Origin of the sequence: Pseudoalteromonas sp. GW168-MNA-CIBAN-0100, assembly GCF_040309225.1 — a bacterium.
Taxonomy (GTDB): Bacteria; Pseudomonadota; Gammaproteobacteria; order Enterobacterales; family Alteromonadaceae; genus Pseudoalteromonas; species Pseudoalteromonas arctica.
Map to the genome: position 1 here is coordinate 1 of NZ_JBEOOL010000050.1, position 14,487 is coordinate 14,487.

Below are 14,487 nucleotides of genomic sequence, written 5' to 3' on the forward strand. Positions count from 1 at the left end.
ATTCAAGGTTAAAAAGCAACCAACCAAGAATAGTTGGATACGTTCCTAAAAAGAGTAATTCTACAGCCTCAACGCCCATTTAAGAGGCAAAATATAGTTGGCTAAAATAGGTGAACGGAGTGAACAAAAGCCAACTATATTTTGTCCTGCTTGAAATTCTTTTTATGTTTCAGTTACTCAGGGCTTAATATACATTTTTATACTTAGAAACCCAAGTTTCCAGCCTTCGATAAAGCCAACTTTTGGGGTGATTTGATGGTTTACTACAAAGCCAGTTAGAACTAAAAAAGAAATAAAAACTATTCCATAGACCAACTCGAATGTATCTCCATTTACGATAGTTTCAGGTAGCAACGCCATTAAAGCAAAACTTGCTAGAAGGAATAAAACGACGTTAATAATACTAAAGAATATATATTTAAATATAAAACCAAACATATTTATTTGCACCTTCCATGATTGAAACATAACAATTTAGTCTACGACATTTGTCGTTTTACAAACCGACAAATGTCTTTATATTACAATGATTTTATCCTAGCTATAAAATAAACAACTGTAAACAGTTAGTTAGATTCGCCTTACCTTTTCTAAATGTAGCAAAACCCCAAAATGGTGGAGATCAGTAATATAAGACATATTGCTATGTTGTAATAATGGCTACTTAGTTAACAGGTTATATTTTAAATATCTGTGTTTAAACCAATAACGTGTACACCTCATAACCCTTAAACCTGTAACTCGTTATTGCTTATAAAATTAGTTAAAAATCACAATCCACTTTTATTGAATCCTGTGTATTTTTACTTCATATTAAATACTATTATTTCTCACTTACATACCTAGAGTGTTGCATGAATGGGTTATGGATCTTAAACCGCGTTAACACCCTACGATGAATTGACGTATTTAATAGCCTTAAAACGAAGAGGCTCAGCAGTTTTAAAATTTGCAATTAATAGCTGACTTTACTAGTTATCCACCTCATAGCGTGTTGTTATATTTATTAGAACGGTAACTCATCACCATTAAAACTATAAAGCTTTCCCGTATTATCAATAGATAAATTCAGAATAACGTTCATAACTCCAAGAGCCGAATCTACAACATTTTCACTTGCTGTAGAGCCACCCATATCGGTTTGAACCCAACCGGGGTGAACAGCTACCACAGCCACATTATCATTAACAAGTTCTTGTGATAAGTTCACTACTAGCATATTGGCTGCTGCTTTAGACATTCGATAACCATACCAATCCACACTTTGTTCTAGCGACAAAGATCCCATAGCAGAAGAAATAACGGCTATCTTACATAAGCGTTTTTTATTTATTAAAGGTAAAAAGCAATGAGTTAAATATAGTGGTCCAAGTGAATTCACCTTAAAACACATTTCGGCATTAGCGTAATTAATAGTATGGATACTTGTGTTTTCTCGATCCAAATATCCCGCATTATTTACTATTAAATCTAATTTAATATTTTCCTCATTAAGTTTACTTGCCAACGTCTTAATTTTTTCAGGGCAAGTGATATCCATTAGTTCAATAGACAATTTATTTGGAAACTTACCTTTCAATGAAACTAGAGCAACCGCCATTTCTAGATCTCTACAGGTAACAATTACTGTCCATCCATTTATAAGGTATTGTCTGGCTAATTCGAAACCGATTCCCCTATTAGCACCCGTTATTAATACAACTAAGTTATTCATTGTTTATACCTATAAATCTTACAATTTAGTCTACGACATTTGTCGCCTAAAAATGACAAATGTTCTTATATTACAATGGTTTTACCCTAGCTATAAAATAAGTATTTGTAAACAGTTAGTTCAGTCTCAACTTTTCTAAATGCAGCAAAAATCCCAAATGATGGAGGTCAGTAATATCAGGCAAATTGCTGTTTAGTTGCACAGCTTGATTATTAGTTAAAAGGTTATATTTTAAATACCTGTGTTTAAACTAATAACGCGTTCACCCTTAAACCTGTAACTCGTTATTACTTATAAAATTAGTTAAAAATCACAATCTACTCCTATTGAATCCTCTGTATTTTTACTTCATATTAAATACTCTTATTTCTCACTTATTATGCTGTTATGTCATTTTTAAAATTTAGCCATGCACTTATTCTCACACTTGCTAGTACCTTACCGCTTACAAGCCATGCAGCGCTTGATAAAAATGAGCGTGAAATAGTAAAACAGGTCGATAAAAATATTCCTCAAGCATTGCAAGAAATAGAGCAAGCCGTAAATATTAATAGCGGGTCGCTTAATATTGAAGGTGTAAAAAAAGTAGGTGCGCTGACAAGTGAACAGCTTAAAGCCATTGGTTTTAAAGTTGAATGGCTGGATGGCAGTGCGTTTAACCGCGCAGGGCATGTATTAGCAACATATGAGAGTAAAAACCCCGATGCAATAAAAATACTGATGATCGGCCATATAGATACGGTATTTGCCAAGCACGATGACTTTACCACTTACAAACAGCTTGATGCCGATACAGCCAGTGGTCCTGGTGTTGCCGATATGAAAGGCGGTAACACGATAATAATTACCGCTCTTAAAAGCTTACAAGCCCTTAATTTACTCGAAAATGTAAGTATAAAAGTATTATTGACTGGCGATGAAGAAAGCAGCGGTCGCCCGCTTAGTTTATCTAAACAAGCTATTGTTGATGCCGCTATTTGGGCTGACGTAGCGCTTGGCTATGAAAATGGCGACAACAATATAAAAACAGCTATGGCGGCGCGCCGTGGTTATACCGGTTGGACGCTAAATGTAACGGCAAATGCAGCGCATTCGTCACAAATATTTAGCGAAAGCGTTGGTTATGGCGCTATTTACGAAGCATCACGCATTTTAAATGATTTTAGAGAGCAACTTGCCACGCAACCTAATTTAACATTTAACCCAGGGCTTATTGTAGGTGGTACAAATGCCGACTACGACAGTGCTAACTCGTCAGCAACGGCGTTTGGTAAAAGTAATGTAATAGCACAAACCGTGCATGTAGCAGGTGATTTACGCGCACTTTCGCCAAAGCAATTCGAAAACGCAAAAAGATCAATGCAACTCATTGCTAGCAACAGTTTAAATGGCAGTAAAGCAGAGCTTATTTTTGAAGACGGTTACCCGCCAATGGCATTAACTGATGGCAATAAAAAACTATTAGAATTATACAGCGACGCAAGCCACGATTTAGGCTTCAACAAAGTAGTAGCCGCCAACCCACGCAACGCAGGTGCAGCTGATATTTCGTTTGCGGCAAATCATGTTGATATGGCACTTGATGGTTTAGGTTTGATGGGCAGCGGCGCGCACACTAAAAACGAAACAGCCGATTTAACCAGCCTTGATAAAAACATTAAAAAAACGGCATTACTCATTTATAGATTAGGAAAACTGTAATAGTAAATGTATTTCAAAGATGAGCGTAGGCCAAATAATCACCGTCCTACGCTTGTACTTACTTTTAAGACATTATTTTAAACAATAATTCTCGCACTGTGGCCGGTTCAAACGGTTTATCACAAATAGCATCAACTCCCGCTTGAGCTATATTTGCTAGGTGCGTTTCGTTTGCCTCTGAGCTCACCATTAAAATAGGAATATGTGAGTAGCTATTTGAGCTTCTAACGGCTTCTGTTAGTTCTCGCCCATCCATTTCTGGCATATTGTAGTCGGTTACAATTAAGTCAAACGATTGGTTATTTAAGTGCTCAATAGCTTCTTTACCGTTTTCAGCTTCTACCGGGGCAGGTATTCCCATACCCGCAAGAACACGAATAATGTGTTTACGCGCAAAGCGGCTGTCGTCTACCACTAAAACTCGCAGCAGCGTTACGTCAAAATGATCAAGTTCTACTTCTTCTTCGCTTATAATATCGAGGGTTGCTTTGAGTGCGCGGGTAATGGCTTTTGCGCTAAAAGGCTTAGGCAAAATAGCTAGGACACCCGATTGGCGTAATTGCTCAAGGTATTTTTTATTACGCTCGCTCGATATAAGCATAAAAGGTTGATGCTCGGTGATAGGGTTTGATCTTATTTCTTGCAATAGTGAATCGGCTGTCCCGTCAGATAAATACATAGAGCTTATAACTAGATCAGGGTGATAACTTGCTAATAAGCTAAGCGCTTGTGTTTGTGTAGATGCAGTTTCAACTTGTTTTACACCACTTTCTAAAAGCGATTTTATTATTATTTTTTGCTGAACCTCTGAAGGCTCTACAAGTAAAATGGACAAGTTTGCTATTGCAGTTAAGTCGCTCATTCAGATCTCTTTAGTATTGTTATAATCAGGATAATAATAACATTTTTGACTCGTTAATATTATATAAAGAGATTGTAATATTTAAGAAAACATTATCAATCCCTTTAAAATATAGCACTTCTTAATTAGATTGAATGTAATCTAATGCATTCATTTTTTTATATGTGACGTTAGCGTGCAAAATATGTGCAGGCTCAGGGTCAACCACTTCAACAGGAATGTCGTAATTTCGGGCTATTTCAATTGCCATTTGCGTAATATTAACGCTAAACGAGGTGCCCATAAATACAATTTTATCGGCGTTGAGCATACGCTGTTGTGCTTCTGTTATTCTGTAAAGCTCGGTGTAGTACTCGTCAAATAATAAAACAAAGGGCTTAAATGAATGGTTTAGCACAGGCGTTTGGTTTTGAATATTAAATAGCTCAAAAAGAGACTCTTGCAGGCGGCTTTCTTCTACACTATCCCACGGGGTGGCAAGTGGCGTGACTGGCTCACCTTGCTCATGAAATAAGGTCATTTGATCAAGCCTGCCATGAATAGCAATGTAATTTTTATTACCCGCTTTGCCATCAAGCCCATCTATGTTTTGAGTAATTAGGTTTTTGTCACTTAGCCAATGGTGTACGTCGTTTGGGCCATGGTTGCGATACGCTGCAAAGCGATGGTAATACCATGCTAAAAACTCTTTAGGGGCATTTTGGTACATTGTGCGTGTTGCCATTTCCATAGGCGTATAATTTTTACTGCCTATGGTCCAGTAACCATCCTCCCCTCTAAAGGTGGGAATACCACTGGCTGCGCTGACTCCCGCCCCGGTAATGTAAAGGGTGTTCACTTTGGCGCCTCGTAACCGAGTACGTTAGCGCTTACTTGCTGACTGTTATCAATACCGCCAATTCGATATAAAACACCGCTGTGCTCAAGTAAACCACGATGATCCATGCTCTTTACTTCAACTGGGGATAAAATCTGCCATTCGTTTTTTTCGATACTAAAGCGCCAAACATGATCACTTGCTGATGCAGGTTTGCCGTCGTAGCCTATTGCGCTGTAGTTATATGGGTTATTAGAGCCTGCCATCATATAAATATTGCCATTATAGCTGGTAGCTGCCATTCGATAGTGAGCGGTGCCCGTTGGATGAGGCAACGTACGCCAATCTATTTTTTGTGGATTAGTTGAATCTATTGTGCCTTTTAAACACTGTGCTACACCTGCAAACGAGCGACGCGAATCAGGATTAGCTTGTGTTTTAACGCCATCACAAATAACAATGGTATTATCGCTAATTGCAGCGGCTTGGCCAAATACGGGCTCACCTAAAAATGGCGAGGCTTGTTGCCATGTATTATTTTGCGTGTCGTACACTTGCACTAAGTTTACGTTGCCGTCGTTATGCCAACCGCTAATTAGATAAATGAAACGCGCTTTGTAGCTCAGCGCGACGCTATCGTCTACGGGTACTGGCATGCTCGCAAGATGAGTGTAGGTATCTTTTATTACGTCGTACTTATATACGTCGGGGCTTGAAACTTCAGTATGATCCTCTGCTACCGTATAGCCGCCAAACACATAGGCGTACTCGCCTAAACCGACTGCGGTGCTTGCTAAGCGCCCTTTTAGTGGCAAGCTTGAAGGCACACCAGTTTTAGATTGCCACTGTGAATCGCCAACTTTAAGCGCCCACACTTTGTTATGCACTGACGAATGCTGTTTATCGCGCCCCAGCCCCATAAAGCTTAAAAAATAGGTTTGGTTTTGTACTGTAACTTTAGCCACAGCATTATTAGCAACTGGCTCTGGTAAAGCGGGAAGGCTTGCTAACGCAAGAGAAAAAAGAAGGCTCATAAGGCAAATAATTTAATAAGAATTAATACGCTCAGATTAAATTATTTTAACCTTGTGAGCCAGTATTGTTATATCTAAATAATCAAACGCTTTTGATTAGTAACCATATTAGTAGGCAATACTAATATGATTATTAACGTGCGCCGCATTTTGCGCTTCATCAACCATTGCAGTTGCATAATCAGTGACCGATACCTTGCTTTCGCCTGCATCATTAGTAAAAAATGTATTACTGCCGATACGGTAATCGCCTTCATTATCACCTGGATATAATTTGTGGACAGTTTATTTATGACGTAATTATCAGCAAACGGTAGTGCGTGCTTTCATCGACTTTTTAGCGCAGCACTGTCAAACCGATATTAAAAAATATGTCGGCAAGTAAGGCATTGTAGTTAAGGGCGCTGTGACTATTGTTTAAGCTAAGGTGATAGTTCAGCTTAGTTATTGAGGTAAATAGGTTACGTTATCTAAGCCTTGTTGTTTGTTTTTGTACATAGCTTCATCAGCATACTTTATGAGTTCGTGATCTGTTTGGCCGTGCTCGGGGTAATTTGCAATTCCTATACTGGGTGAAATATTTAGTAGTACGTCATCTAACTTAAAGACGGCTTTAAACTCAGTGAGGACTTTATTTTTGATTCTGACGGTTTCGTGGCTAGAACTTAAGTTATCTAAAATAATTAAAAATTCGTCTCCGCCTAAACGCCCTACTGTGTCGTAATGCCTAACCGACGCTGAAAGCCTTTTTGCTATAGCGCATAAAAGCTTATCGCCAATTTCATGTCCGTGAGTATCGTTTACTGCTTTAAAGCCATTTATGTCTATAAACAGCAAAGAAAAAAACGTGTTGTTTCTGGTTGCACTAATAATTACTTTTTCTAATCGATTCATCAATAATGATCGATTTGGTAGGCCAGTTAACACATCGTGCCGTGCCATATAATGGAGTCGATCTTCCATTACTTTACGTTCAGTTATATCGTGCGCGACAGCAATTCTTACTTGATGTTGCTCTGACCAACGAACAGACCATAATATATGAACTACTTGACCATCTTTTCTCATCCAACGGTTTTCAAAGCGAGGGTTCACCGTTTCGCCAGACAATAGCGATGTTACGGCATTATGCGTTTTATAATGATCACCTTCGTAAACATAGTTAATCATTTTTTTGCCTACAACTTCGTCGGCCGTATAACCAAAAATTTGCTCAAATGCTGCGCTTACAAAAACAAATGTGCCTTGTTTATCTACCACACAAACGGCATCAAGCATTAAATCGAGTACTTCTTCTACATTAATTAATTCATTTTTTTCCATACTTTGGTGCCTTCAAAGCAAAACCAAGCGAATTTAAGTATTCTATATACCTTTAATAAAAGCAAAGGTAATTGAAACTACAATAATAGTTAATACAAAGTTAGATTAATCGTGCACGTATAATTAATATCGCCCTTGTAAAAGCATGAAATGCAAAGTTAAATAATCAATAAGCGCAAAATACTTTGAAGTCCTTCAAAAATAGACTAAATTTTAAATAGTATATAATCATATAACTCTCAGTAACTTCTATTTTTTGACTCTTTAATAAATGTAATTGTATAAAATGTATCTACTTTATTTTTTAAATTTTACTGTTTTATTGGCCGAAGTTAAATTTTTTAACTACTACAAAATTAGTTGTTTTGATTTAATCGCATTTATACTTTTACGCTGTTAATGTATGTTAATATTGTGTGACATCACATGTATTACAAAAACAGTCATTGTTTTTGATTTTTTGATTGCGCAGGAGACTTTTGGGTGAAAATATCACAACGTTTATTTTGGCCATTACTTTTTGTGTGCCCTCTTGTAACGGCTGAGCCGTTTGAAGATGAAGACCTCGATCTTGATGCTTTAATGGGTATGGATGTGCAAGCGACTTCTGCGATGAAAAGAGCACAATCAGCATTTGATACCGCTTCATCTATTTATGTATTAAGTAAAGAACAAATTACTAAATCTGGTGCTACATCAGTACCTGAAGCACTAAAAATGGTGCCGGGTTTAATTGTCCGTCAGCTCGATAACAATCAATGGGCTATTTCCTCAAGAGGCATTGCCTCTCGCTTTTCAAGCAAATTATTGGTTATGATTGACGGACAAAGCTTATATACCCCAAAGTTTGCCGCTGTTTATTGGGAAACACTCAACGTTCCTTTGTACGATATTGAACGTATTGAAGTTATACGCGGACAAGGCGGATTACTTTGGGGAAGTAACGCAAATAATGGCGTTATTAATATCATTACTAAAAATAGTATTGATACTCGCGGTGGATACGCAAGTGTAACAACTGGTAATCAAATAAATGTTGATGCAAATCTTCGCTACGGTGGTGATATAAGTAACATAGGCAGCTACCGAGTGTATGGTCATTTAAAAGATGCTAATGAATCAAAAAAAGGGATCTCACTCGATCCTAACGACACAACTAAGCAAAATTCTTTAGGTTTTAGAGCTGACTTTACCCCTAATGATGAGTGGTCAGCACTACTTCAGGGTGATGTAACTCATTCCACACTTGGCCAAAACTACCGAGGTGTTGTCGATGAAACCAACGAAAACATTTCATTTTCAGATGATTTAAAGCGAACAGACACGCGCATAATGGCGCGCCTTGAAAACAGAATGTCGCCAGATGCCAATCAAATGCTACAAATTTCTTGGCTTAAACAAAATGGCTCTCAAAATTATATTAAAGAAGACTTTGAATCGATAGATATTGATTATCAAATGAACTTTATATATCAATCTCTACAGTTAGATTGGGGGTTGAACTACCGATACAATTCTATATCTTTCGCAGAAAGTGTATTTTTAGATAGCGATAAAAACTTTGATAGCCTCAAACAATATGGTGCACTTGTTCAAGCTCAATATAATGTGACTCCTGACACTCTCGACTTTATTATTGGTACTAAGCTTGATCATAACGATTTAACTGGCTGGGAAAATCAACCATCAGCAAGACTTATATACAAACCAGTAGATAACCACCTTACTTGGGGCGCAATATCGCGAAGTGTACGTACACCAACATTAATTGAGTTTAACGACAACTTTAAAGTTAATGGTACAGAAATTAAAGATCTTACCGGTTTAAGTTCAGGCTTTGACCAAATAGACGACTACCGAATTGCAACCTACCTAAATGGTAATGACAAAGTTAAATCAGAAAACTATCTATCTTATGAATTAGGCTACCGTTTTACTGCTAACGATTGGTCATTAGATCTTTCTACTTATTATACCGATGCTAAAAACGTAGCGGTTATTGATATGAATACGCATGCTGAACAATTCACTCCTATACTTGATTTATTTCTAGCAGGGAGAATTCCAGAAGTATTTCAAGCACTAACAATGACTCGTATAGATTTAGACTTTGCATCTGTAGCAAACACAACCACTAAAGGGTTCGACTTAGTAATATCATGGCAACCAATTAATAATCTCAATACTGAGTTTGGTTACAGTTACACCGACTATAACTACGATTTACCTCCTAGAGTAGAGCCCGCTATCGGGTATGACTCTAAAAACAGGCAGTTATTTGCAAAAGCCGATTATACATTCTCAACTGACCATAACGTATTTGCGACATTACGAGCAGTAAACTCAAATGCATATAATACTGATAATTACACAACGTTAGATGTTAGTTGGAATTGGCAGGCTACTCCTGTGTGGTCTACTGCAGTTTCGGGTAAAAACCTATTTTCAGGTTCACATATTGAGTACAGTAATACGCGCGAAACCTATACATTACCAAACTATATTGATGAATGTATTACGTTTACAATTTCAGCAAATTTCTAAGCTAATTAGATGATTAAATTAAGAAGTCTAATTCACAGAAGCTTGATAGCCTTGGTACTTTTAAGTACCAGCGTTGACGCTGTTGAAAAAGAATACATGCTAAAAGCAGGCTTCTTGTATAACTTTGCACGTTTTGGACACTGGGATTCTCATTTAGAACCCCTTGATCAATTTACTATTTGTAGCCCTGATAAATACTTTATTGATGTGGCTAACACCGCTCTAAAAAATCGCACTATAAAAAAATTACCTTTACATAATAAATTAGTCACTATTGATGAAGTCACTACATCTGCGTGTAACATGCTATTTATCACCTCAGATACATTTGCTCAGTGGCAAAACATAACTCCTTTAGATCTAAAAAATATTATGGTCATTGGTGAAACAGACTCATTTATTGAAAATGGCGGCCATATCAGATTCTTTCTTTCCAGTGGTAAAATTCGCTTTGAAATTGCACCACAACAGCTTAAAGATGCAGGCATTACTATGAGTTCAAAAGTACTACGACTTGCACGCGTTGTAGATAGGTAATGCAATGAAAAAACTATTTGCATTAAATACAATGAGCAAAAAATTATTATTCATCTTAATGAGTGTCGCACTTGTATCAACCGCTACAGTAACCATTGTATTTAGTGCTTATGAAATCACCAGCGCTCAAGAAGAACAAATAGAAAGCCTGGGGTCGCTGTCTAAAATGCTTTCACCCAATATAACTACTGCACTTATGTTTAATGACATAGATGCAGTACAAGAGCTTATAGACCCAATACTTATACGCTCAGATGTTATTAGTATAATGGTAACGAGTATGACTGGTGAACAACTTGTTATTGCTCAAGCCGAAAATGAAGAAATAGAACAAAGCATTGAGGTTAATACCCCCCTTCAGCTCGATATGCATGATTATGGCGTATTAAAAATACGCGCTAACAACAGTTACATTCAAGATAGAATCACTTTTTACTTTAAATTTATAATGATTTTGATGGTCTTTACCTTTGCTATCAGCCTCATTTTATCCCTTTTGCTAAGGCGCCGCTTTTTAAACCCTATTTTATATTTAGCACAAACAGCAAATAAAATAACAACGTCACATGATTATAGCTTACGCGCTAAACAACTATCACAAGATGAAGTAGGACAATTAACCTCTTGTTTTAACGATATGCTATACAACATTGAGCAAAGAGAAAGTTCATTAGAAAACCAAGTTAGGCTTCGTACTAATGAACTTGAAAATGCAAATATTCAGTTGCAACAATATGCTTACCAAGACGGGTTAACCGATTTACCAAATAGACGGTATTTTTATGAGAAACTACAAAGCTTAATAAGTGTTGAAGGAATGAAATTCGCACTTATATTTATAGATTTAGATGGTTTTAAAGAAGTAAACGACAGCCTTGGGCATGACTACGGTGATTTATTATTACACCAGGTAGCAACGAGGCTGCAAAGCTGTATAACAACAAAAGATACAGTAGCACGCTTAGGTGGAGACGAATTTACATTAATTTTAGAGGGTGTAAATAGCCCAGATGAAGCATCAAAAATTGCCGAAGCTGTAAAAAGTAGTTTAATGCAGAGCATTAAAATAAAAAAAGAAACAGTCTATGTTACCGCAAGCATAGGTTTAACGTTTTTCCCTGCTGATGGTTTAACAGTAGAAGAGCTCGTTAGACGTGCTGATCAAGCGATGTATTTATCTAAAAATAAAGGGCGGAATCGCTATGAGTTTTTCTCCTATGCTATCGAAGAAAAAGCCACAGAAAAGCGTCGCCTGATAGAAGAGATACGCACTGCAATTGTTAAAAACCAATTTGAATTATATTACCAACCTATATTTTCAATTGATGGGAAATCAGTACCAAAAGCTGAAGCCCTTATTCGTTGGAACCACCCTGAACGAGGCCTAATAGGCCCCAATGAATTTATACCTGTCGCTGAAAAAAACGGATTAATAAACGACATCGGCCAATGGGTAAAATCTCAAGCAATTCAAGATACCGTCCAATTCAATGTTTTAAGTGAAAAGACAATTCAAGTCAGTGTAAATACATCACCTCTTGAAATTGACCGCGCTGGTTGCTGGGTGGATGAATGGATTGTTGCAAGTAAAAAGTACCAACTACCCGCCAACACTATTTTAATTGAAGTCACTGAAAATACCTTAATGGATCCAGATTCGTCAATACAGCGACAATTAAAACGCTTAAGCACTATTAATATAGACATAGCGATTGACGACTTTGGTGTTGGTTATTCTTCTTTGGCGTATTTACAGCGCTTAGATATAGACATTTTAAAAATAGATCGCTCATTTATAAGCGATATTGAATCAAACGATAATAGTATTGCTCTCGTTAAGGCTATTATCACTATGGCTCACAACCTAGATGTAATGGTGGTAGCGGAAGGTGTTGAAACACAAAAACAGTATGACCTATTAAAGCTGCTTGCTTGCGATTATATTCAAGGCTACATTTTTTCAAAGGCAATTACTAAACAAGAGTTTATGAAAAAGTATATAAAACAAAAAGAAGTGATCTAATTTATGTCTATCGTGCTAGATTTTAGCAATTCAACACAGAACACTTCTTTACTCTTGCGTTAAAATTTCATGTATTTAAAGCTTAATCCCAAGCTATAACCAGCGAGGGACTAGTTGCTTGTACTCTTTATATTGTATTGAAAAGCGATGAGCTAAATGAGCTTCTTCAACTAACGTCTGTCTATATATAGCTATAAAACCAATAACCAAACAGGTCAAACTAAATATACTAGGTAAGGCTAAAAAGAAACCCACCTGTGCAGCTACAACACCTAAATACATCGGATTCCTAGAGTATTCATATAATCCTGATGTTTTAAGCTCATGTGGTCCCTTAGGATCAATTCCTGAACGCCAAAGTGCTGCCATATGAAAATGTACAAACATCGTCAAAATAAAACCTGCACTCAATAAAATATCGCCAAATAATACACCTGGCCAGCCATTGAGAATTGGGAATAGCCCAAGGTAGCTATCTAACTCAGGTACAAACACTCTAATTACACATATAAACCAAATAGCAGCTCTGAAAAACTTAAAAACCATATGGTTCCACCAACTAGTACAAAACTTATCTCCGGGATAAATAACGCCTGATGGTGTGTCTCGATTTTTATAAATAATTCTAAATGTATAAAAGCCCGCAACAAAAGTATAAAAAATAGCTAAGTAAATACGTGTAAATTCAACTAGCGAAGTAGAGTCATCTAAAAATGTTTCATAGGGCATCTAGTTACAGCTCACAATCATTATTGGTAGTAATTTTAAAACAACTAACTCAATAAATTTTAGTTATAAGGTCATGAAATTATATTAGTATTCATTGCCTTCATAAACAAGTTAAGTCAGAGGTTTGTTAACGAGTAATCATTAACTAATACCATTAATTTAAAATAACTTTGATTTATGAGGATCTCATACTTTTTATATAATACCAATCTGCTTATATATTTGAATTGATATTATTCACTCATATTTTTACATTCTATATATGCAAAAAAACGACTATTTCGGTTAGGACTTTCTTTAATTTGAAGCTTTGTACAGTGCAATAGTGCCCTCAGCGTTAGGACGTCACAGTGAAATACTGCACTCGCATCGGCGATGCCACTTTAACTAGTTAAATTAAGTAGATTATTCACTGAGAGACGCTTCGCTCTAGAGAAATACCTGTATCACTTTTCTAAAAATGTAAAAAGCCGACTCTTTTTGAAACGGGCTCTCTAAAATGTGAAGCTTGTGTAATGTCATGGTGCACAGCGGTAGAAAGTCACGTAGCAAATGCTGCTGTATTGGCCGACTGAGATATTGAGGGGTTTTGTTGTGATTTTAGCGTCGGGAGTCGCTACGCTCGCCCTACGTGATGGATGTTGATGTGAGTGTGTGTTAATTGCGCACATTTCACTTTTCTACAGACGTAAAAAAGCCTGAATCTCTAGATTCGGGCGCTCTACAATGTGAAGCTTGTGTAATGTCATAGTGCCCACAGCGGTGGAGGGTCACGTAGCAAATGCTATTGTATTGGCCGACTGAGATATTGAGGCTTTTTGTTGTGATTTTAGCGTCGGGAGTCGCAGCACTCGGCCGCCCTACGTGATAGGTGTTGATGTGAAAGTGTGTTAATTGTGCGTATTTTACTTTTCTGCAAACGTAAAAAAGCCCGAATCGTTAGATTCGGGCTTTCTACAATTTGAAGCCTGGTAATGTCGTAGTGCCCAAAGCGGTGGAGAGCCACAGTGAAATGCTACACTATCATCGGTCGAAGCTTTGGTTTCACTACTGAGTTAGGCATGGGCTCTTGGCTATTTATCAAATCCCAGACAGAAAAAAACCCGTCACATTGCTGTAACGGGTCTCTACAATTTGAAGCCTGGTAATGTCCTACTTTCACATAGCAAATGCTACACTATCATCGGCGCTGTTTCGTTTCAC

General features: G+C 37.1%; 10 protein-coding genes. 4 read left to right on the forward strand and 6 right to left on the reverse strand.

The genetic code is table 11. The annotated features are described in order from the left end of the window. Positions 1 to 1,006: 1,006 nt before the first annotated feature. A complete protein-coding gene (locus AAEY62_RS19540; RefSeq protein ID WP_024592025.1) occupies positions 1,007 to 1,714 on the reverse strand; it encodes an SDR family oxidoreductase in 708 nt (235 codons plus the stop codon). Positions 1,715 to 2,101: 387 nt separating this feature from the next. Here AAEY62_RS19540 and AAEY62_RS19545 point away from each other — a divergent pair, with 387 nt between their 5' ends. After that, positions 2,102 to 3,415, forward strand: a complete 1,314-nt coding sequence (locus tag AAEY62_RS19545) for a M20/M25/M40 family metallo-hydrolase (protein WP_024592026.1) — start codon at positions 2,102 to 2,104, stop codon at positions 3,413 to 3,415. Positions 3,416 to 3,479: 64 nt separating this feature from the next. On the opposite strand, the gene AAEY62_RS19550 is transcribed toward AAEY62_RS19545, so the two are convergent. The 4 genes from AAEY62_RS19550 to AAEY62_RS19565 form a co-directional block, all read right to left on the reverse strand. Beyond that, on the reverse strand, positions 3,480 to 4,277 hold the full coding sequence (locus AAEY62_RS19550; protein ID WP_024592027.1) for a response regulator transcription factor: 798 nt from the start codon (positions 4,275 to 4,277) through the stop codon (positions 3,480 to 3,482). Between the two features lie 121 nt (positions 4,278 to 4,398). Next, a complete protein-coding gene (locus tag AAEY62_RS19555; RefSeq protein ID WP_350635850.1) occupies positions 4,399 to 5,115 on the reverse strand; it encodes an SIR2 family NAD-dependent protein deacylase in 717 nt (238 codons plus the stop codon). Further along, complete coding sequence (locus AAEY62_RS19560) at positions 5,112 to 6,128, reverse strand: Kelch repeat-containing protein (protein ID WP_024592029.1); 1,017 nt, start codon at positions 6,126 to 6,128, stop codon at positions 5,112 to 5,114. The genes AAEY62_RS19555 and AAEY62_RS19560 overlap by 4 nt, the downstream gene beginning before the upstream one ends. 444 nt (positions 6,129 to 6,572) lie before the next feature. Next, positions 6,573 to 7,451 carry a sensor domain-containing diguanylate cyclase gene (locus AAEY62_RS19565; protein WP_024592031.1) on the reverse strand — a complete coding sequence of 293 codons (879 nt, stop codon included), beginning with the start codon at positions 7,449 to 7,451 and terminating at the stop codon, positions 6,573 to 6,575. 483 nt (positions 7,452 to 7,934) lie between these two features. Here AAEY62_RS19565 and AAEY62_RS19570 point away from each other — a divergent pair, with 483 nt between their 5' ends. Genes AAEY62_RS19570 through AAEY62_RS19580 form a run of 3 tightly spaced genes read left to right on the forward strand, consistent with a single transcriptional unit; the run spans position 7,935 to position 12,555 of the window. Next, a complete protein-coding gene (locus AAEY62_RS19570) occupies positions 7,935 to 9,995 on the forward strand; it encodes a TonB-dependent receptor plug domain-containing protein (protein ID WP_024592032.1) in 2,061 nt (686 codons plus the stop codon). Positions 9,996 to 10,004: 9 nt separating this feature from the next. After that, positions 10,005 to 10,532, forward strand: coding sequence for a YfiR family protein (locus AAEY62_RS19575; protein WP_007586256.1), 528 nt, complete (start codon positions 10,005 to 10,007; stop codon positions 10,530 to 10,532). Positions 10,533 to 10,536: 4 nt separating this feature from the next. Next, on the forward strand, positions 10,537 to 12,555 hold the full coding sequence (locus AAEY62_RS19580; RefSeq protein ID WP_024592033.1) for a putative bifunctional diguanylate cyclase/phosphodiesterase: 2,019 nt from the start codon (positions 10,537 to 10,539) through the stop codon (positions 12,553 to 12,555). A gap of 93 nt (positions 12,556 to 12,648) precedes the next feature. Here AAEY62_RS19580 and AAEY62_RS19585 read toward each other — a convergent pair whose 3' ends face one another. After that, positions 12,649 to 13,284, reverse strand: a complete 636-nt coding sequence (locus tag AAEY62_RS19585) for a methyltransferase family protein (RefSeq protein WP_024592034.1) — start codon at positions 13,282 to 13,284, stop codon at positions 12,649 to 12,651. Positions 13,285 to 14,487: the final 1,203 nt, after the last annotated feature.

Bases quoted from the DNA above. Each gene is read 5' to 3' on its own strand.
- AAEY62_RS19540 (WP_024592025.1), bottom strand. From the start codon at position 1,714: ATGAATAACTTAGTTGTATTAATAACGGGTGCTAATAGGGGAATCGGT.
- AAEY62_RS19545 (WP_024592026.1), top strand. From the start codon at position 2,102: ATGTCATTTTTAAAATTTAGCCATGCACTTATTCTCACACTTGCTAGT.
- AAEY62_RS19550 (WP_024592027.1), bottom strand. From the start codon at position 4,277: ATGAGCGACTTAACTGCAATAGCAAACTTGTCCATTTTACTTGTAGAG.
- AAEY62_RS19560 (WP_024592029.1), bottom strand. From the start codon at position 6,128: ATGAGCCTTCTTTTTTCTCTTGCGTTAGCAAGCCTTCCCGCTTTACCA.
- AAEY62_RS19565 (WP_024592031.1), bottom strand. From the start codon at position 7,451: ATGGAAAAAAATGAATTAATTAATGTAGAAGAAGTACTCGATTTAATG.
- AAEY62_RS19575 (WP_007586256.1), top strand. From the start codon at position 10,005: ATGATTAAATTAAGAAGTCTAATTCACAGAAGCTTGATAGCCTTGGTA.
- AAEY62_RS19580 (WP_024592033.1), top strand. From the start codon at position 10,537: ATGAAAAAACTATTTGCATTAAATACAATGAGCAAAAAATTATTATTC.
- AAEY62_RS19585 (WP_024592034.1), bottom strand. From the start codon at position 13,284: ATGCCCTATGAAACATTTTTAGATGACTCTACTTCGCTAGTTGAATTT.